Origin of the sequence: Rhizobium sp. Root1204, assembly GCF_001424965.1 — a bacterium.
Lineage (GTDB): Bacteria > Pseudomonadota > Alphaproteobacteria > Rhizobiales > Rhizobiaceae > Pararhizobium.
The window spans coordinates 1-20,792 of sequence record NZ_LMCZ01000015.1; the positions used below are offsets into that span (position 1 = coordinate 1).

A 20,792-nucleotide genomic window follows, 5' to 3' on the forward strand; every position below is an offset into this window, starting at 1 on the left:
GCACGTTGACGGACTTCAGGTGAAAACTTGTTCGTTGTCTTGCTCATGATAGCTCCACTTTCTCAGAAGTTGGAGCCTCCGGCAAACCCGGCGCGGTTCAGTGTCCACGGCGGCCATACCTTCTCACGGCCGAATGATATGGACGCAGAAGAATTCAAGCAGGAAGTCATCGATGCGTTGCGTGGCATCTGGGAGAAGGCGCAGTTTTGGACCGTATATTTATGCGACGACCAGCAGAGCGGACTGACGCTCAATGAGATCACCGCGGCGGCGATCCAGCTTGGCTCAAATTATCCTGGCGCGATCGTTGTTACGCTGAGCATTCTCGGGCGTGTCGATAGCCATTCCGATCTTGAGTTGATTTTCGTGTGCTTTGTACAGGATTCCGAACGCCGGAACTTCCGCGCACGCTACGAGGGGAAATTCGTTTCGAGGTAGAAGCCCCAGGCAAAATGGTGAACGTTCCGCTGGATTGCCTGATGAGCAACCGCTTGGCGGCCTTAGTGTCACGTTAGCACTGAACCTTGTCGAGACCATAGCCTTCTTGATCAAGGGCACGCCAGAGCCAGTACTTTTTGCCTGTTCACCGATGCCGCGTTTATGTGACAACGCCAGTCTGTGATAAAAAGTGTGGTCGTGCAGCCCCCACGAGCAAGCGGACCGCAAATGTGCCCGATCTCGCGCCGGAGTTTCATTGCAAGACTGTCGGGGCTGTGAACGTATAACCAACGCCATAGACCACCTTTATTGGCACTTCCAGGTTGGTCTGCTCGCCTATCTTGCGGCGAAGGCGGCTTACGACAGCATCCAGGTGCCGGTTGTCGAAATGGGTTTTGGGCCGGGCAATGGTTTCCGCCAGCTCCTTGCGCGCGCAAACACCACCGTCATGTTTGCAAAGCGTCCTGACAAGCGCGAACTCGGTTGCCGTTAGCTTGAGTGAACGCTGGTTCGGCGCCGTGAGGGTCCAATTTCTGCTGTCCAGCGCCCATTTACCCGCCGTGTTGTCTGCAAAATCGGCGTGATCCCCTGTTCGCCGAAGCAGGCTACGGATCGCGGCTTCGATCTCCCGCAAGGTACTGTGCTTGACGAGATAAATGTCGGCGCCACTTTCAAAGCCGCGAATACGGTCGTCGCCGTCGCCAAGAGCCGTCAACATGATGATTCCGCAACGATAGGTTTCGCGGATTTCGCTGGCCAGATCGAACCCATTGCCATCGGGCAGCCCGACATCGAGGATGATGACGTCAGGTGGCTCATCATTTGCCAGTGCCCGGCGCAAGCCTTCTGCTGTCGCGGTCCCTTCGGCCGTGAAACCGCACAATCCCAGGAAATCAACCAGATCCTTGCGCAGCCGCTGTTCGTCCTCGACGATCAAAATGCGGGTCAAGTCACCAACTCCTCTTGCAGGGCGGGCTCTGTCGCTCCGTTCAACACGGGCACGCGCGCCACAGCCGCCGTTCCCCCTCCTTCACGGGGGTGCAGCTCCAATGCGCCGCCATGATAGGCCAGAAGCTTACGGGAAGAGTAAAGACCAAGCCCGGTCCCGCTTCCTGCCTTGGCGTTCGAGGCTCGGAAGAAGCGGCGGCCAATCTTGTGCAACTCAGCTTTCGGTATGCCGATACCGCGATCAGACACCTGGATAACAACGGAGCCATGTGCCGACAGGGTATCAATGTGAATGGGCTGGGTCTCGGGCGAATATTTGAGCGCGTTGTCGATGAGATTGATGACGACGGTCGCCAGCATATCGGGATCGACGAAAATTAAAGTTGCTTCGCCGCCCGTCTTGAAATGCAATCGTTCACCCCGCCCGGTCATGTCGAAATGCAACTGCACATCGGCCATGAGAGATCCGATCTGCATCGATTGCGGTCGAAAGCCATTGTCGCGGTCGTTCGTCATGAAGCGATCAATCAGGGAGAACAGCCGGTCCAGCGCCTCACCGATCCCGGAAAGCCGTTCCATTGTTGCTTCACGGGATCGGTCACCGACAAGGCCGATCATGTCGGCGGCATTTCGGATGACAGCCAGGGGCGTCCGAAACTCGTGACTGACAATGCGCATGAAGTCGGCCTGTTCCTCACGAAGGGCGCGTTCGGTTTCAAGGCTGGTACTCAATTGCTTTTCAAGGCTCCTGCGTTCCACCACTTCCCGGGACAAAGCCTCGTTCTTCTCGCGCAGGGCCGCCGATAGTCGCGAACTGACCATGAAGAGGAGGCAGGCAAACAGAGCGATCAGAAATAGAACGCCCTGCAACAGGTACCAGGCGTTGCGATTGTCGAGGACCGTGATGTCTTGCGCCGCCGCCGGATTCCAGTACTCGATGGCGCTGTGAACTATACTGGCTGCGATATATTCGCCCAGCACCGCAATCGTAAACCATCGTAAAAGCCAAGGCTGTGTCCTGTCACGCAGGAGCGCCAGGCACATCACGGACATCATGATGACCGTGAAGAGGGTCGATGAGTGGATGCGGAGGGCAAGGTTCCCCGGATCGACGGCGAGGGCGATGCTCCAGACCACGACCTGAAAAATCAGCAGCGAAATACCGATCCAAGTGTGGCGGGGTTGGCCCAGGAAGCGCGCCAGCCCTTCGGCGAGCAGGACTAGGCCAAGTTTGATAACCGTGTTGTGCAACACGATGGACCATGCTGTAGGTTGCTCGGCCCTCAAGATCATCAAGAGAAGCCCCATGGCAATTGCGGTAAACCCCGCTGCAAGAAGCTTGAGCTCGTAGAGATGACGCCAGGCAAGCCAGACGAAAATCCAGACGACCGCCTGCAGGCTGGCAGTCGCCAGATTAACGACCAGGATTGTCTTGAGATCAAGCATTCTTGAGCATTTTTACAGTGGCTCCTGCTGCTGCAAGTCACGTGAGAAAACAACATATAGCTGGCAGGAGACGAGCTCGGACGCAAGAATAATCAAGTGATGTAAGAATTTGTAGGAATTCAGCTGAATTGATCGAGTGATGTTTGGTTGTCATCGATCGGCAAATCCCAAGGAACGTACACCGAACGTCGCATGCAGGATTTGGTCAGAATTGAATCGTTTTGTTCGGTTGAATCTCCAGTGCTTGTCGCCTTATCGTTCGCTTCACTTTTGGGGGGCTCATCGCATGAGGCATGTTGTACGCACCGGAAAGATCCGTCACAGATCATCATCCCTCCCTTCATCCAGACGTAGCGACCAGGCGGCAGTCTTGTCCGATCGAAACACATCGCGTCTGCTGATGGTGCTGGCGTTGGGTCTCGGCGGCGCAACCGTGGCCGGCAATGCGTATGCGGGCTGCACCGGGGCCGCGACCCAGACAATCGGCCAGGCAGACTATGGATACACGTGGTCCGCCTGTTGGGGCGACAGCGGTGCTGATGAAGACGATAAGAAGGACGGCGAGCCCGGGGCGAACATAACGATCGACACCCAGGCCTCGTATACAGCCGGCGCAAGCCTGCCTTACACAGTGCCGTGGGATTCCGTTGGCGGCGTCATCATGACATATACAATGGGTGGCGCAGGCGTTGACGAGGGAAGTGCAGGCGCTGGCGGTTCCGTGACGATCACCAATTCCGGCTCCATAACCCTGACGAGCTCGACAGATCCAGGCTCGATCGGCAGCTTGATTTCGGCGACGAGCTTCGGCGGCGACGGGGATTGGGATAACGACAACTACAAATCCAACGGCGGGGCTGGAGGGGCTGGAGGCGCGATAACGATCACCAACTACGGGGCGCTGGCCGTAGAATCTCTCAAGTCGAACACGTCGAGAGGCATGGCCGGCATCTTTGCTGTAAGCAAGGGCGGTGTCGGCGGCGAACAGAATAGCGGCGCGGCGGGCGACCAGTCGGGTGGTGCCGGCGGCGGCGGCGGTACCATCAATATCACCAATACCGGACAAGTGAATCTCGGCAGCGAGACCAACCCATTGAACGGACTGGACTATGCCTGGGGCCTTGCCGCCGAATCCACCGGCCAAGCAGGCGGCGACGACAACGGCGCGGGCGGGGCGGGCGGCTCCATCGATATCGTGAACAGTCCGTCTGATAACGGATCCACCGGCGCGATCAGCATCTACGCGAACGACGCGGGCAGTGTGCGCGGCATCTATGCGCTGAGCCAGGGCGGCGACGGCACGAATTCTCATGACTCGTCTGACCATGGCGGCGACGGCGCAGACGGTGACCAGATCAATATCAGCACATATTCCGATATAACCGTGGTTGCCACCGGTGTCGGCATGAACGAACTGTCAGGCGGCATCGTTGCGATCAGTCAGGGTGGTGACGGCGGCGAGGGTACGAAGTCAACGACCGGAGGCCGCGGTGGGAGCGGCTCCGCCTTCGACTCGACCCTGACCCTCCAGTCGGGCGCCACGGTTTCGACCCAAGGTGACAATGTTGTCGGCATAGCCGCGCTGGCTTTGGGCGGGCGCGGTGGTGACGGCGCAAACGGCGAGAAGGACAGCTCGGGCGGTCACGGCGGTGCCGTCGGCGAAATTCAGATGAACGTTCACGGCGCCATCAAGACCGATGGCGACCAGGCCTACGGCCTCCTGGGCGGGAGTATCGGCGGTCAGGGCGGCACCGGCGGCGACGATACGGCCGTTGTCGGCACGAGCGGCGGTGGCGGCTACGGTGGCGATGCCGGTTCCGTTGGCGCGTATATGACGAGTGGCGCCCAGATCACGACAGTTGGGGATTTTTCGGCTGCAGTCACCTTGCATTCGATCGGCGGTGGGGGCGGCACTGGCGGCAACTTCACCGACCTGCTCGGCGGCGGTGCGGGCAATGGCGGTAACGGCGGCAGTGGCAACATCGCGACCATCAACAATGCTGGCGGAACGATCAACACCTCGGGTGAGCATTCCTATGGTATCCTGGTGCAGTCGATCGGCGGTAGTGGCGGCACCGGCGGAATCGCCGACGGGCTGACGCTCGAACTGGGCGGCGATGGTGGCGACGGCGGGGAAGCCGAGACGGCCAGTGTCCAGAATTCCGGCGTGATCACCACCTCCGACTATTCGGCGCACGGCATCATTGCGCAATCGATCAGCGGCGGCGGCGGCGCCGCCGGTATGACGGGCGGCATCCTGTCGATCGGCGGTTCCGGCGGCAGCGGCAACTATGCCGGCACCGCCGAGGTCGAGAGTTCGGGCGCCATCAGCACAGCCGGCGATGCGGCGATCGGCATCATGGCACAGTCGATCGGCGGCGGCGGTGGTTCGGGTGGCGGAGCGAAGGGCATCGCGACCGTCGGAGGTTCGGGCGAGGCTGGCGGCTCCGGCAGCCATGCAAACGTATTGCTGACTGGCGGCTCGATCACGACGCAAGGGGAGATGTCGCATGCGATCATGGCACAATCGATCGGCGGAGGCGGCGGCAACGGCGGCAATGTGATCGACCTGTCGGTGGGTGTTCCGGCACTGGGCGTCGGCGGCACGGCGTCGGGTGGCGGTAGCGGCGGATGGGTCTGCGTCACCAATGTAAATTCCGGCGGCGATTGCCCCACAGTCTTCGGAGCGCCGCAGGCTGTCACGGTGGCGACCGCAGGTTCTGGTGCTGTCGGCATTCTCGCGCAGTCCATCGGCGGCGGCGGCGGCAATGGTGGCAACGCCACGGGCGGCGATGCCGGGCTCGGCAGCTTCCAGATCGGCGGTGGTGGTGGTGGTGGCGGCTACGCAAACACTGTGAATGTCGCCTTCCAGGGCCTGTACCTGACGACCCAGGGCTCGCACGCCGCGGGCATCGTGGCGCAGTCGATCGGCGGCGGCGGTGGCAATGGCGGTTCCGCAAGCTCCTATGCCGCTGATATCGGCTTCACGGCATCTGTGGCAGTGGGCGGCACCGGTGGGTCCGGCGGCTACAGTCAAGAAGTGGCCGTACACCTGACTGATAGTGTCATCCGGACCGGCCAGGACGGCGGCGACGTGACTGACGCGATCGGCGTGCTGACGCAGTCTATCAGCGGTGGTGGCGGTAATGGCGGCTCCTCGATTGCCGATGCACTTACCGTGGCGGTGCCGACCGGCGAAGACGTCTCTCTGGCGATGAGCGTGGCCACAGCCGTCGGCGGCAGCGGCGGATCGACCCATACCGGCGGCGACGTGTCGCTGACACTGGATGGTAACACCGGGATCGCCACAAAAGGCGCGTCGTCCCATGGCCTCGTGGCGCAATCGATCGGGGGCGGGGGCGGCAATGGCGGCAGTGCGTCATCGATGGCAGCGACCGCCGGCACGGTGGACACGATCAGCGCCGATATCGGGGTCTCGGTCGGTGGCTCAGGCAGCGGCGGCGGCGACGGCGGTACTGCCACGGTCGATCTCAACGACACCGCCTGGGTGGCGACTGCCGGCGACTATGCCAATGCGGTCGTGGTGCAGTCGATCGGCGGCGGCGGTGGCAATGGCGGTGTTGGCAGCGTCAACAGCAAGCAGATCGGCAGCGGCTTCAACCTCACGGCAAATGTCGGGGTCGGTGGCTCGGGCAGTGGCGGTGGCGCCGGTGGGGAGGCGACGGTGCAGTTCGAGAATGGTACCAACGTGCAGACCAGCGGTTCCGGCGCCCGCGGTCTGCTTATCCAGTCGATCGGCGGCGGTGGCGGAACATCGCAAGGCGTTAGCGTCGGCCTGTCGGGCAGCGCCAGCCTGCCCGGCGGCGAAGAAGAAGAGGCTGATCCGGAAGCATCCGACGGTGAGATTTCCGCCAACGTCACGGTTTCCGTCGGCCGTACCGGTGGTGGCGGCGGCGACGGGGGTGTCATCAACGTCAAAACAGCGGGCAATATCGCTACTTTCGGTGGCGATGCCGACGGGGTGCTGGCTCAGTCCATTGGCGGTGGCGGCGGGCTCGGCGGTTCGATGGCGTCCGCCACGTCCGACGATTCGGACGAGCCCGATGACGAAGACAGCAAATACAATTTCTCAGTTGGCGTGGGTGGAGCAGGCGGTACTGCCGCCCATGGCAACACGGTTACACTGACACATGCAGGCCACATCACCACCACTGGTGACTGGGCTGACGGCATCGTCGCGCAATCAATTGGCGGCGGCGGCGGTACAGCCGGCACCTCCAGCATGTCCGGCAGCAAGGCGACCGCAAGCATTGACGTGGGCGTCGGCGGTCACGGCGGCGGCGGCGGCAATGGTGGCGCGGTGACGATCACCTTCGACAGTGACCAAGGCACCGCTGGTATCGCTACCGCTGGTTATAGCGCGCATGGTGTGCTGCTGCAGTCGATCGGCGGTGGCGGCGGTCAGGGTGGCGATGGCTCCGATCAGGCAGTCGGCGGGATCACCGTCGGCGGCGGCATTGGGGGTAGCGGTGGCGCTGGTGGCGATGGCGGCAAAATTACAGTCGCTGCAGCAAGCTGGCTTTCGCTGCAGACCAAGGGCGACGATTCGATCGGCGTCCTGGCCCAATCGATCGGCGGGGGCGGTGGTGTCGGCGGCGCCGGAAGCAGCAACGCGGCCGACGACAACGATAGCCACGCGATCGATCTTGTTGTCGGCGGTAGCGGTGGTGTCGGCGGCAGCGGTGGCGAAATCGATCTGAACTACGGCGGCAGCGTGGACACCTATGGTGACCGGGCCCATGGCATTGTCGCGCAGTCGATCGGCGGTGGTGGTGGCATCGGCGGTGCCGGTGAAGCCGACAGCATCGGCTCGCTCGTCGTCGGTGGCGCGGGCGGTGGAACAATAGACGGTGGTGTCGTCATGGTCGACCTGACCAACGACAGCGCGATCCGTACGCGGGGACTGGCGGCTCATGGCATTGTTGCCCAGTCGATCGGCGGCGGCGGCGGCATTGGCGGCAGCGTCTCGGGTGCTCCGCTCTCGTTCAACGGAATGAGCCCCGGCAATACCGGTGACGGCAACGACGTCACCGTCATGATCGACGGCGATATCATCACGACTGGCGACTACGCCTTCGGCGTCCTGGCGCAGTCGATCGGCGGCGGCGGCGGTTTCGGCGGTAACGCGAGCGGCGCCTTCATCGGCTCCAATGGCAATCTCTCGTCGGCCGGCAAAAGCGGAGATGTGACGGTGACCCTTGATGCCGGCAGGAGTATCCAGGCGACTGGCAAGGATTCAATCGGCATATTCGCACAGAGCGATGCCGGGACGAATAACAACGGCAAGATAAACGTGACTGTCGATGGTTCTGTGACCGGCGGCTCCGGCGACAATGGCGCTGGCGTTTTGGTCTCGGGAGGCAAGGACAACCTGCTGACTGTCAATGCCGGAGGCAGTGTCTCGGCTGCTTCAGGGATCGCAGTCAAATATACCCCCGGTAGAACGTCGCCAGCGGGCAGCACCCTGACTGCATTCAACTACGGCACGATCAGCGGCAGCGTGAGCCAGGTGAGCGTGGAGGGTGACGCGTCGACCGGCAAGATATCCACCGGCGACGCCATGCCGAAGGCGGGCCGCGTCGGCCAAGACATGGCCATCTCCATCGTCAATGGGACAGGGGGCCTGTTGACGGATGCGGAGATTTACGAGGCTGACGTGATGAATCACGGCCGGTTGATGATCGGTCACTCTGATGGCATCGACACCACAAGGATCACAGGCGATCTCACGCAGGACACAGGCGGCATACTGACGCTCACCGCCGACTTCGCCGGCTCCCGCATGGATCGCCTGACCATCGAGGGTGACGCGACGCTGGACGGCAAGTTCGCGGTGAACGCCATCAGCGTCCTGCCTGACATCAGTCTGCCGTTCCTCACCGTCGCAGGCACCCTGGACCATTCGCTGAGCGCCCAGTCGGCACTCTTCGACTACGCCATCACCCAGGCAGGAAACGAGCTGTCGGTTTCGGCGGAGTCGGCGCACTTCGCCGAACCCGGCTTTACGCTGAACGAAGACCAGAGCAACGTCGCCGATCACCTGCAGGAGATCTGGGATATGGGCGGAGGTTCCTTCGGCACGCTATTTGGCACGCTCGGCTCCCTCGCCGACGACACTTCCGCCAGCTACCGATCGGCCCTTTCCGATATATCGCCCGGTATTTCGGGGGCGGCCGCCGCAGGCAGCATCGCGTTAACGCAGCAACGCCTCGACCTGCTTTTGAGCTGCCCGATGTTTGCCCCCGGCACCTTGCTCCTGACCGAGACGAGCTGCGCATGGAGCCAGGCAGGCGCCCAGACACTCGATCAGAAGGCCATGGACGGGGTGTCGGGCTTTAATACCAAGACCTATGCAATGCAAGCCGGGGTCCAGGTCGAGGTATCGCCGGACTGGTTCGTCGGTTTTGCCGGCGGCTACGACCGCAGCGCCATCCGCGGGGACGACGGCAGGGTCAGTGCTGACGGTGATATTGTCTATGCTGGTGCCTCGCTCAAGCATCAGGCCGGCCCTTGGCTGTTGTCGGGTGCCATTGCCGGCAGTTACGGCTGGTACGACAACACCCGCGCGATCCGTATCCCGGGCTTCGCCGGTCAGGCCGAGGGCGATCCGAATATCTACAATGTCAGCGCCCGTGTGCGTGCGGCCTACACCTTTGCGCAGGGCTCGTACTATGTGCGGCCATTGGTGGATCTCGACCTGATTTATTCTCATGCTGACGGCTATCGCGAGTCGGGAGCCGGCGCGCTTGATCTGCTGGTCGACAGCGCTGGTCAATGGAGTTTCCACGCGACCCCGGCAATTGAGGTCGGCACACAGGTGGAGGTCAGCGAGACGACGTCCATGCGGGCATTCGCGGCCGCGGGGGTGAGTTTCAGCAGCGTCGATAGCTGGGATACGTCAGCGCGGCTGGCCAATGCACCGGCCGGGATCGGCACCTTTGACAGCGCAGTGCCGCTGGCCAATGTGGTGGGCCGGCTGACTGCAGGCATCGATCTGACGAGTGATGACGGGCTTCGTTTGCGCGTGAGTTACCAGGGCTCGTTTTCCGACACCTACACGAGCCACGGCGGTACGCTACGCCTGGGCTACAAATTCTGACGGGAGACAGGGTCGTTGCGACTTTCGCCGGGGCGGAGGCTGGCACATCCACAATAATGCAAAATTCGAAAGGCGAGGAAGTATGCGATGAAAAGAGCCCGGAAGCTTTGGATCCGGCTGTCGTCGGCCGCTCTTGTGACGGGCCGCCGATTGCCCTTGGCCTAACTTTTCCCCCAACCGTCCGGCGGATAACGATGCGTACTTTGGACACCTTCATTGCCAAAACCATCAAATGGTTTCTCATTGTTTTCGGTTTGGCGACCTGTGGGACATTGCCGTTTGCGCTCGACATCAAACTCATCACACCGATGCTCGGTGGGCTTGTCGATTTCACGTCTTCCAGCGTACCGGCCCTGCGACATTGGGGAATCATGATCTTCGGAATTGGCGTGCTGATGGTGGTCGCGGGGTTCCGTCCGTGGTTGCGATTTGAGACCATGGTATTCAGCACACTCGAGAAGGCATTCATGGTCTATCTGTATTTAAGTAATCTCGGGGAGCCGTGGATAGCGGGTTATTTTGCGGCCTTCCTTATCGATTCCACGGTTGTCGCATACGGCGTCCTGTACTTCATCAGTTCCAAGGGCCGGTCCAGTCGCTGGACCCGGTTGGACTGTGATCTGAAAAATGGTCCGTCCTGAAGGATGCCCATGAGCCACTGAGCACCGATGAAGCAGCAAAACACGTGGTGCAAGTGATCGCATGAAGCTTCGTCAGGCCGACGGGCTGAAATGCACAGAAGGGCGATCGGGGGATGCGCATGAAAGAGTTGGAGACCGAGAATGCTTGTCTCTGGCCTGCGGTTTCCGATCTGACATTGGACAAGATGATACTTTCAGAAATTGCCAGGGGCTTTTTAGCTCGCTCGCCGCCGAGCTTGTCGGATCCGCACAGCGTAAAGTCGTCAAGGCACCGGATGATGAGGTAGCATTGACCGGCGCCCGAAGTGGTCGATAGGCTATCGATGCAAAGCTGCATCAAGCGGATCGGGCGGACTGACGGTTCCGGCAGGCCTGCGGCCGGCCTCATGATGCGCGCTACGTCGTGGACCACATTTACTGATGCCAACGCTTATCGCGTGGCAGTCAATTTGTTTCTAAGAGGTACTCATGCACACGCCGCCTGTCGTCAGCGACCTTGCCTCTGTCATACAGACATCCCTTGCACCGGTTTTTTTGCTTGCTGGTACCGCAGGCTTTGTCAGCATCTACACGACTCGCCTCGGGAGAGTATCGGATCGGCTGAACGAGGTTGCGGATAGGGGCAAGCAAAGCAAGCTGTCACGAATGCAGCTCGCGTATCTGCGGCGACGGGCGCTTGCACTTGAGGTTGCGGTGGTACTTGGAGTGATGGCCGGCATTTGCACCGGCGGCGCAATCTTGAATCTACTCGCCGGCGCTCTTGCCATGGGACTGCGCCAAGAAAATCTCTTTTGGTTCTTTGGCGGTGCCATCATCTCTCTCATTGGATCGCTCGTTGCATTCCTGTTTGAACTGCTTATCGCCGGACGGAACCTGTTGCGGCAGATCCGCATCGACCGAGTAGTCGAGGACTAGAATGGCGTTTGTGCTCGGATTTGGAGCATGGCGGATCTCGATCCTTGATGACGGGGGCTACGCTAGCCTTGGCTTGCCGCGATCGGATTTCGGGGGCACAGGCAAGCATTCGTTTGAAGGCGACGCAGCCAAGGCGGTCTTCGTCTGCTGAGCACGAGACGACTTGGCGCAGCGGCAGGCCGAACAACAAGCCCAGGGTCAAAGCGGTCCGGATCGTCAGATCGGAAGAACGGTGCTGGCCGCCACGGGTCTTGCGGCGTGACGCCGATGTGACATCGCATCCCTCAATCCAGCGTTCAGATTGAGGGAGTCACAAATCAACACGCCAATCCGGACACCCGCGCGCAGGGCGCTACTGGTGTCCGTCGTCGCGCCACCGGTTCACTTCAGCAACGCTTGCCTTGCCGCTGCGCGGCCCATGGATAGTGACCGAGCGGGAGGCTGCAGCGACGGCGAAGTCGCTTCGTTAGACGTTCTCTCGGGATCGATTTTCCCGGTACCACGCTTGATACTCGTGCAATCGTCGCGGATGTCGCGCTCTCAGGGCTTTCAGGCGAGGTCGCGCATCGCTTCGCCAGAGACGGTGACATGAGCAGGCAGGTATGGATCGGTCCGCTCGCCGGCACGGACCTGTTTCAGATCCAGGCACCTGTCGGGAAGGACGCACAAGTCGATCTCTCCGCTCGGGGACTGACGACGTTCCTGGCGGATCGAACAGGCCTGAACGACGTCATTGTCGACACTGTGCACTGGGCATCAGACTATGAGATGAATGCGCGCCTGGCCGACAGGTATCGGGTGGGGCGCGCCTTTCTGGTTGGTGATGCCGCTCATGTCCATCCCCCGACGGGCGGTCAAGGCCTGAATACCAGCGTGCAGGATGCCTACAATCTCGGGTGGAAGCTTGCCGCGGTCGCGCGCGGCGCGCCGGACCGCTTACTCTACAGTTACGAGCCTGAACGGCGCCCGGTTGCCGGAGCCATGCTCGGACTTGCAACCAAGCTGTTGGACGCCCAAAAGCAAGGGGAAATGCGGCGTGGCCGTGAAGTCCGCCAGCTCGACATCGGGTATCCGTTGTCATCGCTATCATTGAACTATACCGCGGCCAGAGGCCACCTCTCCGCTGGCGACCGTGCTCCCGACGCGCTCCTACAAGGGGCAGGGGGGCAAGCCTCACGTCTTTTTGGTCTGTTCAAAGGCTCCCATTGGACCTTGTTGGCATACGAAGCCGGGCAGCAGACATTGAAGCTATACGAGGGCCTGCATGTTCACCGGATTGGCTCTGGTGGGGAGCTTTCCGACGAGTGGGGCCACTTCAAAGACGCCTATGCGCGGACGCCTGGCGACTGCATCTTGATCCGCCCGGACGGGTATGTCGGCGCAATCTTCGACGCCGATCGAACCAACGAAATTGCGAGATATCTTGCGGAGGTGGGCTTGCTTCCCATCCAACGGGATTACCAATGAGAGCGGCAATCTTATCAGGGATGGTGGGTGGCCTTGCTTTGGGTGAAATTGCCCCTCCCATCCCGCTTTTTGGCGAGAGTCGGACTAAGGTGACCGCAGCAGCCTCAGTCAGGGAGCAATGTGGAGATGAGTGAAGCTGCTTACTCAAAACAGGCTTCCCGTGAGGCTCTGCGCCGGAACTGGCGAATCTTGGCGCCACTCTTCCTGATTGTTTGTATTTATGCCGCTGGTATGGCCTCAGTATTGCCTGTCCTGCCTTTCTACCTGAGGGACATGGGGGCATCCCCGCTGATCTTCGGCGTCGTTATCGCAACGGAGGCGTTCACTCATTTTGTCGCCGCGCCCATCCTAGGCCAGCTGTCGGATCGGTTCGGCAGGAAGCGGGTCCTGCTTGCAAGCCAGGCTATGGCAGCAGGAAGCCTTCTTCTGCTGGCAGTCGCTCCAAATGTGCTCGTGGTAATAATAGCGCGTGCACTCTTTGGTCTGACCGGCGGCAACTTCTCGGCAGCTGCAGGTTATGTCGCTGACCACACCGCGCCTGAGGATCGTAGGCGGGCCCTTAGTATCCTGACTGGTGGCGTGGGTTTGGGCGGGATTGTCGGAGCTGGCTTGTCCGGATTTCTTTCTGACACTTCGCTGACGTTGCCAATCTTTGCAGCCCTTTTCCTCTCGATCGGTGCGATTGGCCTTACTCTGTTTGCCCTGAAGAGAGATCAAGCTCCGTCCGCTCAAGCCGGACCATATGAGCGCAAAAAAATCTCGTTTCGCGCCATCGTTTCATCCCCGGTCATCCGTATCTTGATTGTCGTGATGTTATGCCATTTCCTGGCGTACGGCATCTATAGTTCGCAAATGCCGGTCTTTCTCGCGCAAACGTTCATCTGGAATGGGCAGGCTTTCGGCCCACAGCACCTCAGCTACATCGTTGCTGCCGATGGCGTAATCAACATCCTGGTACAGCTCTTCCTCTTGGGTTGGCTTGGCCGGCGATTTTCCGAACGTCAGCTGATCATTTTGATATTTGGATTGATTTGCGCGGGCTTTCTCATAGCAAGCCTTGCAAAAACCGTCCCTCTCCTCGCATTGGCGGTGCTTTGCGTGAGCACGGGCGATGCGATGGCCAAGCCAACCTACCTTGCGGCTCTGTCCGTCCATGTACCGGAAAACCGCCAAGGTGTCGTCATGGGATCTGCCCAGTCACTTGGCGCCCTGACAGACATCGTCTCCCCACTGATTGGCGGTTTGATCCTCGGTCACAAACTCTATGGTGTCTGGATAGGCCTGGCGATCGCGGTCGCTGCCATAGGCGCCGTATTGGCTGCAGCGAGACTTCCCTCGACGGATCCGGAAACACGGAAATCGTAAACAGAGCAGCTGTTAATCAGTCAGTACTCTCCGGCTTGCCAGCTAAACGCGGCGCGGTTTCCCCTCTCCAATGGAGTCATATGGATGATGAAACTCTCACTTCGAGAGGGAGCTCAGCGAAAGTGTGTGAAGACGCCTCTTGGAGCCGCGCTCGCCAGCATCCTGGTCTTCGCCGTGGTCATTTCAACTGGGTGTGCGGCGCCAGAACGTCCGACGTACAACGCATCTGAAGCTGATCGCGCCCAGATTTCCGGGTTTGAGAATATCAGGACTCATGTTGATGATCCAAGACCTCCCGCTTCAACGCATGATCCATGGAAACCGGTCATCCTGAAGGACAAGCCGACTATGCTGGCCATTTCGGGGGGCGGCTCCGGTGGAGCTTTCGCAGTGGGTATATTGTCTGCCTGGAGTGCACTTGGGACCCGCCCGAGGTTCGAGGTGGTAACGGGAGTGAGCACAGGAGCCTTGATAGCCCCCTTCGCCTTTCTCGGCTCCGATTATGATGAGCAGCTTAGGCGGCTCTATCTATCGGGGAAAACACGAGATCTCATAGACATCGAATGGAAGGGAGCCGGCATCTTTTCTCCTGGCCTTCTCAAGGGAAATGCTCTGCGCAGCAACGTAGAACAGAACATCACGGGCGAAATATTACGCCGAATTGCGATCGAACATCGCGCCGGGCGTCGGCTCCTTGTAATGACGACAAACCTTGATACCCAGCGGGCCGTCGTCTGGAATATTGGAGCGATTGCTGACAGTCGTAGACCGGATGCTCTGCCCCTGGTTCGGCAGATACTGATCGCATCCGCAAGCGTCCCGGGAATTTTCCCCCCTGTATCGATAAGAACAGTGGTCGATGGAAGGGAGATTGAGGAACTGCATTCAGACGGGGGTAGCTCGGCGCAGTTTTTTACCCTGCTTGAACACTTGCTCGTTGCGCACAACGATCAGGCGAAAGGTCAAAACCTGCATATCTACGTGATCGTAAACAACGCCCTCATTCCTGAATTCGCTATGTCCCGTGAGCGGGCGTTGCCGATTATGGGCAGGGCTTACGGCATACTCCTCAAGTCGCAGACGAGGCAGGGGCTTATCGCGCTCTACAACTTCGCGAAACGAGCAGATATCGACCTCGATATCGCATCGATCGATCAGCAGATTCACTATTCCATGCTAAATCCGCTCAGCGCCGACTACATGCGCTCGGTCTATCACATTGGGTACGAGAAGGCTCTGGGGCAGCGTCTGTGGGCCAAATACCCTGTTTTCAGAGTCCCGGATCGGAGATTGGAAAATCGACGGTGATACGTGACAAAGCGATCGCAACTCCGGATTGCCCGTCTTGGAGATGCGGCCAAGACGCTTCTTGCCGCGGCTGGAACGCCGCTGGTGCCAGGCCTATCCAGGCAGCAAAGTACCTGGCCGATTTAATGCCGCCGAGATCAGGAACGAGCGCTTTGACGGCCATCGCAATAATGGCCCCGACGCCGCGCATTGCCGCCAGGCAACGCAAGTCGGCGTCTCGCTTGGCCAACGGAAGGCTATCACCGGCGCGGCGGCTTGATAGCAGGTTGCCTGCGGCAAAGACCGCTCGACGTTCGATAACATGGCGGCTCCCAAATCTGATTTGGGAGCCGCTTCGATTCAGAAAAACACGGATACTCTAGACACAGCCGGCCACTTGCGGCGTGCTTCGCCGGGGGCGTATGGAACGAGGATATCGCTGCCGCGGGGCGGAGTGGCGATATCTCCCATGCTCCACGAGGCGATCAACCATGAAGCACGAAATAATTGAAATTCCTGTCATTTCCGAAGCCATCCGCAAACTCGGCGCGCCGACCTCAGCTTTGACGCGGGTCGGCGGACTGCTCTACACCTGCGGCATGCCGCCAATTGACCTCAAGACGGGTGAGATCGTCAAAGGCAACATGGACACCCAGGCGCGAGCCTGCATGGAAGCGCTTTCCTTCACGCTTCGGCACGCCGGCTCATCGTTCGACAACGTCTTCAAATCGCTGGTCTTTATCACCGACAACGATTTTGCCGCCGAGATGAACGCGGTCTATCGCGACTATTTTCCGAACGGTTTTCCGGCCCGCAGTTGCGTTGCCATCAAGCCGTGGGCGCATTTCGATATCGAGATCGAGTGCATCGCGACGGCGGGATGACACCGTCGTTGTGCACAGGAAATCGCCGCCGCTCTCATAAGCGGGCGCAATGCTTGCCATTGGGCCGGGCTATTTGCGTTGAGCCAATCACGGCCGCCTTATGTGCCAAGAATAAACACAACAAATGAGGGTGCTATGAAACTGGGCATATCGAAATTTTCGCGCGGCTTTGCCGCAACAGTGATCGCTGGCATGGTCGGCCTCTCCGCCCATACGGCCGCTCTGGCTGAGACGACGATCCGCCTCGGCCATGTCCTTGCCGACACGCACAGCTGGAACAAGGCGTCGGTGGACTTTGCGAAGGACGTCGCGGAGAAGACCAGCGGCCGCGTCAAGATCGAGATCTATCCCTCCGGCCAGCTCGGCACGGAAAAGGAAGTCATCGAAGGCATGCAGATCGGCACCATCCACGGTGGCCTGATCGGCAGCGGTTCGTTTCAGTTTGTCGAGCCGAAGTTCGGTGTCATTGAGATGCCCTATGCCTGGACCAGCCGCGAACAGGCTTTCGCCGCTCTCGACGGTAAGCTCGGCACCACGCTTGCCGATCTCCTGCGCCCGAAGGGCATCGAGGTTCTCGCCTGGTGGGAGAACGGCTTCCGTAACATCACCAACAACAAGCATCCGATCGTCAAGCCGGCCGATCTTTCCGGCATCAAGATCCGCGTCACGCCGGACAAGGTGCGCCTCGCCACCTTCGAAACGCTCGGCGCGCAGCCCGCGCCGCTGGCCTTCGGCGAGCTTTACTCGGCTCTGCAGCAGGGCGTCTTTGACGCGCAGGAAAACCCGCTGTCGATCATCGATGCTTCGTCCTTCTACGAAGTGCAGAAATACGTCTCGATGACCGGCCACATCTGGGGTGCAGCCTGCCTGACGGTGTCGACCACGACCTGGGCGCAGGTTTCTCCCGAGGACCAGGCCATCGTCAAGGAAGCCGCGGTCAAGTGGGGCAATGTGCAGCGCCAGATGGTCGCTGACAACGAGGTCGCGCTAATCGAGAAGCTGAAGTCGAAGGGCATGCAGTTCAATGAGGTTGACAAGGCCGCTTTCGTCGAAGCGCTGAAGCCGATCTGGGAAAGCGAAAAGGACGTCTTCGGTCCCGAACTGCTCGAAGTCATGGATAGCTACCGCAAGTAACGTGTTCGTCCCGTCCGCCAAGCGCGGGCGGGACTTCCTTGCCCGCCCGGCGGGCACGTCACGTTCTCATCAACACCAGTGAGGCTGCCATGCAAGACACGCCAATACCGCGCTCGCGGATTTCCAATGCCATAGATAGCGTAGCCGGTGCCCTGGGCGGCCTGGGCATCGCCACCTTCACCGCCATCATCGTCTACGTCGTCATCTGCCGATACGCATTTTCCTTCACGCCGCGCTGGTCGGAGGAAGTCCCACGCCTGCTGCTCGTCTGGGTCACATTTATCGGCGCGGTTTCCGCCTTCGTCCGCAACACGCATCTTTGCGCCGGCCTGACCGACCTGATGGTCAAGCCCGGCCGGTTCAGGTCGTTCCTGGCCGCTCTCGCGCGGCTGGCGTCCTTCCTGTTCCTGATCGTCGTGTTCTGGTCCGGATGGCAGATAACCGGGCTGACCTGGTCGCATGAGACGACCGTTCTGAGCTGGCCCGCCGGGCTTTCCTATCTGGCGCTGCCGGTTACCGCGGCTGCCGCCTTCATTGCCCTCGTTGCCGCGGAGTTGCGCAAATGAGTCTCGCACTCCTCGTTCTTTTTGTCGTCTTCGTTCTGCTGCTGTTGATCGACGCGCCGATCGTGATCGCGCTTGCGCTGTCCTCGGTCGCCTATCTGCTGGTCGGTGATGCCCTGCCGGTGATGGTCGTCGCGCAGCGCATGGTCGCAGGCATTGACAGCTTCACGTTGCTTGCCATCCCGCTGTTCCTGCTTGCCGGCTTGCTGATGGTTCATGGGGGCCTGGCACCAAGGATCGTCAATCTGTGTGCGGCCGTCGTCGGTCAGCGCACCGGCGGCCTTGCCATCGTGATGATCGCAGCCTGCATGATGTTCGGTTCCCTCTCGGGCTCGGGCGTGGCGGATGTCGTGGCGATCGGCTCGATGCTGCTGCCGGCCATGAAGGAGCGCGGCTACCATCCGGGCTTCTCGGCAGCTGGCCTCGGCTGCGCCGGCTCGCTCGGTACGGTCATTCCGCCGTCGATCGTGCTGATCGTCTATGGCACGGCGACCGGCACGTCGATCGGCCAGCTCTTCATTCATTCCATTGGCCCCGGAATCCTGCTCGGCCTCGGCCTGATGGTTGTCGCCTGGTGGATTTCCCGCAAGAACGGCTGGAAGGGCGGCGAGCCGTTCAGCTGGGGGCGTCTCGGCCAGGCCCTGCGCGAATCCGTGCTTGCGCTGCTCGCACCCGTCATCATCGTCGGCGGCATCCGCTTCGGCATCTTCACGCCGACGGAAGCTGCAGGTATCGGCGTCGCCTATGCGCTGGTGGTCGGCCTCTTCGTCTATCGCAAGCTGACATTCTCCAAGATCTTCAGCCTCTTGCGCGATACGACTGAAATGAGCGGTTCCATCCTTATCGTCATCGCGGCTGCCTCGGTGTTCGGCTGGATTCTAACGGTCGAGCAGGTTCCGCAGCTCGTGGTCAATGCCATTACCGGCGCGACCGAGAGTGCCACCATCGCGCTCATGCTGATGATGGTTGCCGTCCTCGTGCTCGGCACCTTCATGGAATCGATTGCCATCATCCTCATCCTGGCGCCGGTCTTCCTGCCGGTGCTGCGGGTCTACGAGATCGATCCCGTCTATTTTGGCGTGCTGTTGACCATCAACCTGGCAATTGGCGCCAATACGCCGCCGCTCGGCATCGACCTGATGGCGGCGTGCCGCACCGGCGGAATTCCGATGTCGGCTTCCTTCCGCTACCTGCTGCCGTTCATCGGCGTCATGACGTTCATCATGTTCCTGTTCGTTCTCTTCCCAGGTCTGATGACGCTGATGTCCTTCGGCATGTGAAGCGTTTCGTCCGCAATCGCATTTGAAAGGTGAACCATGTCGTTCGCACAAGATACCCGCGTCAAAATCGATCGCTTCTGGTCGACGATTGAAAGCTCCGCCGAGATCGGCAAGGGCCGCCCCGGCGGCCTCGCTCGGCTCACGCTGACCGACGACGACCGCCGGATGCGTGACATGTTCGTCAGCTGGTGCCGGGATGCCGGCCTCAGCGTCGAGATCGACGAACTCGGCAACATCTTCGGCCGGCGCGAGGGCCTTGACCCCTCGCTTGCGCCCATCCTGATCGGCAGCCATCTCGACACGCAGATCAATGGCGGCCGCTTCGATGGCATTGCCGGCGTGCTCGCCGGGCTCGAAGTCGTTCGTACGCTGAACGATGCGGGCCATGTCACCCGCCGGCCCATCGTCGTCGTCGATTGGACGAACGAGGAGGGCGCGCGCTTCTCGCCGCCGATGGTTGCCTCCGGCTGTTTCGTGGGAGCCTACGATGTCGATTGGGTGAAAGACCTGATCTCCGACGACGGCGCGCGTTTCGGCGCCGAGCTTGAGCGCATCGGCTACGATGGCAACAGGCCCTGCCGCGCCGGCGAGATTGACGCCTATTACGAGCTGCATATCGAGCAGGGGCCGATCCTCGACCTTGAAAAGCGCGATGTCGGCGTGGTGACGGGTGGATATCCGAGCTACGGCATGCGAGTGCGCTTCACCGGCAAGACGGCCCATACCGGGCCGACACCGATGGACTTGCGGCGCAATGCGCTGGTCGCTGGCGCGCGCTGGCTGACCGCGGTGGACGATATCGGCTGGGATTTCGCCGTCGGCGACGGCAAGGCGACGGGCGCGCGGCTTGCCGCCTGGCCAAATAAGCCGGGCATTCTGTCCGACACCGCCCAGGCGATCTGCGACGTTCGCCACCCCGATCCCGCGACAGCCCGGGTCATGGGCGAAAAGATGCGCCGCGCGGTTTTCGAAAGTGCGGCCCGTGCCGGCTGCGAAGCGGTCATCGAGGACGAATGGTTCTGGGGCGGCGACATCTTCGACCATGCGATGGTCGATGGAATTCGCGCGGAAGCAGTGCGGATGAACTACGACTGGCGCGACATCCAGTCCCAGGCCGGGCATGACGCCTATTTCCTCGCCCGGCATTGCCCGACGGCGATGATCTTCACGCCCTGCAAGGGCGGCATCACCCATAACAACGACGAAGACTGCGATCCAGACGACCTCGCACCGGGTCTCAATGTCCTGTTGCACGCCGTCGTGGCGCGCGCCGACCGCTGATGGAGCGAGGGTGCCGAATAGGC

At 60.8% G+C, this 20,792-nt stretch carries 14 protein-coding genes and 3 pseudogenes; 13 read left to right on the forward strand and 4 right to left on the reverse strand.

What is annotated here, in order from left to right; genetic code table 11:
- The first annotated feature begins 27 nt into the window (after positions 1-27).
- Positions 28-438, forward strand: coding sequence for a hypothetical protein (locus ASC96_RS15595; protein WP_156397509.1), 411 nt, complete (start codon positions 28-30; stop codon positions 436-438).
- A gap of 253 nt (positions 439-691) precedes the next feature.
- Here ASC96_RS15595 and ASC96_RS15600 read toward each other — a convergent pair whose 3' ends face one another.
- Positions 692-1,387: a response regulator transcription factor gene (locus ASC96_RS15600; RefSeq protein WP_060504068.1), complete on the reverse strand. Its 696-nt coding sequence runs from the start codon at positions 1,385-1,387 to the stop codon at positions 692-694.
- Positions 1,384-2,832, reverse strand: a complete 1,449-nt coding sequence (locus ASC96_RS15605) for a HAMP domain-containing sensor histidine kinase (RefSeq protein WP_060504070.1) — start codon at positions 2,830-2,832, stop codon at positions 1,384-1,386. Before ASC96_RS15605 ends, ASC96_RS15600 begins: the two co-directional genes overlap by 4 nt.
- Positions 2,833-3,118: 286 nt before the next feature.
- Between ASC96_RS15605 and ASC96_RS15610 the strand changes: the two genes are divergently transcribed.
- The 4 genes and pseudogenes from ASC96_RS15610 (at position 3,119) to ASC96_RS15620 (ending at position 11,508) form a co-directional block, all read left to right on the forward strand.
- Complete coding sequence (locus ASC96_RS15610) at positions 3,119-9,952, forward strand: autotransporter outer membrane beta-barrel domain-containing protein (protein WP_060504071.1); 6,834 nt, start codon at positions 3,119-3,121, stop codon at positions 9,950-9,952.
- 56 nt (positions 9,953-10,008) lie between these two features.
- Complete coding sequence (locus ASC96_RS15615; protein WP_060504072.1) at positions 10,009-10,593, forward strand: hypothetical protein; 585 nt, start codon at positions 10,009-10,011, stop codon at positions 10,591-10,593.
- 98 nt (positions 10,594-10,691) lie between these two features.
- A pseudogene (locus tag ASC96_RS33825) lies at positions 10,692-10,811 on the forward strand (IS3 family transposase); the annotation flags it as partial.
- A 250-nt stretch (positions 10,812-11,061) separates the two neighbouring features.
- Positions 11,062-11,508 (forward strand): DUF2721 domain-containing protein, encoded by a 447-nt coding sequence (locus tag ASC96_RS15620; protein WP_060504073.1) that lies wholly within the window; start codon positions 11,062-11,064, stop codon positions 11,506-11,508.
- A 163-nt stretch (positions 11,509-11,671) separates the two neighbouring features.
- Here ASC96_RS15620 and ASC96_RS32675 read toward each other — a convergent pair.
- A pseudogene (locus ASC96_RS32675) lies at positions 11,672-11,773 on the reverse strand (IS5/IS1182 family transposase); the annotation flags it as partial.
- A gap of 197 nt (positions 11,774-11,970) precedes the next feature.
- Here ASC96_RS32675 and ASC96_RS15625 point away from each other — a divergent pair.
- The 3 genes and pseudogenes from ASC96_RS15625 to ASC96_RS15635 all read left to right on the forward strand — a co-directional run.
- Positions 11,971-12,975, forward strand: a pseudogene (locus ASC96_RS15625) (FAD-dependent monooxygenase); the annotation flags it as partial.
- Between the two features lie 126 nt (positions 12,976-13,101).
- A complete protein-coding gene (locus ASC96_RS15630; RefSeq protein WP_060504075.1) occupies positions 13,102-14,340 on the forward strand; it encodes an MFS transporter in 1,239 nt (412 codons plus the stop codon).
- 84 nt (positions 14,341-14,424) lie between these two features.
- The gene (locus tag ASC96_RS15635; RefSeq protein WP_244482075.1) at positions 14,425-15,648 is read left to right on the forward strand and encodes a patatin-like phospholipase family protein; all 1,224 of its coding nucleotides are present in this window, start codon (positions 14,425-14,427) and stop codon (positions 15,646-15,648) included.
- On the opposite strand, the gene ASC96_RS31730 is transcribed toward ASC96_RS15635, so the two are convergent.
- Positions 15,611-15,838 carry a transposase gene (locus ASC96_RS31730; RefSeq protein WP_348270802.1) on the reverse strand — a complete coding sequence of 76 codons (228 nt, stop codon included), beginning with the start codon at positions 15,836-15,838 and terminating at the stop codon, positions 15,611-15,613. The two genes, ASC96_RS15635 and ASC96_RS31730, sit on opposite strands and share 38 nt — an antisense overlap.
- Positions 15,839-16,118: 280 nt before the next feature.
- On the opposite strand from ASC96_RS31730, the gene ASC96_RS15645 reads away from it, so the two are divergent.
- The 5 genes from ASC96_RS15645 (at position 16,119) to ASC96_RS15665 (ending at position 20,769) form a co-directional block, all read left to right on the forward strand.
- On the forward strand, positions 16,119-16,511 hold the full coding sequence (locus tag ASC96_RS15645; RefSeq protein WP_060504078.1) for a RidA family protein: 393 nt from the start codon (positions 16,119-16,121) through the stop codon (positions 16,509-16,511).
- A gap of 135 nt (positions 16,512-16,646) precedes the next feature.
- Positions 16,647-17,645 carry a DctP family TRAP transporter solute-binding subunit gene (locus ASC96_RS15650; protein ID WP_060504079.1) on the forward strand — a complete coding sequence of 333 codons (999 nt, stop codon included), beginning with the start codon at positions 16,647-16,649 and terminating at the stop codon, positions 17,643-17,645.
- An 89-nt stretch (positions 17,646-17,734) separates the two neighbouring features.
- The gene (locus tag ASC96_RS15655) at positions 17,735-18,211 is read left to right on the forward strand and encodes a TRAP transporter small permease (protein ID WP_060504080.1); all 477 of its coding nucleotides are present in this window, start codon (positions 17,735-17,737) and stop codon (positions 18,209-18,211) included.
- A complete protein-coding gene (locus ASC96_RS15660; protein ID WP_060504082.1) occupies positions 18,208-19,488 on the forward strand; it encodes a TRAP transporter large permease in 1,281 nt (426 codons plus the stop codon). The genes ASC96_RS15655 and ASC96_RS15660 overlap by 4 nt, the downstream gene beginning before the upstream one ends.
- Before the next feature lie 36 nt (positions 19,489-19,524).
- Positions 19,525-20,769, forward strand: a complete 1,245-nt coding sequence (locus tag ASC96_RS15665) for a Zn-dependent hydrolase (protein WP_060504085.1) — start codon at positions 19,525-19,527, stop codon at positions 20,767-20,769.
- Positions 20,770-20,792 lie beyond the last annotated feature (23 nt).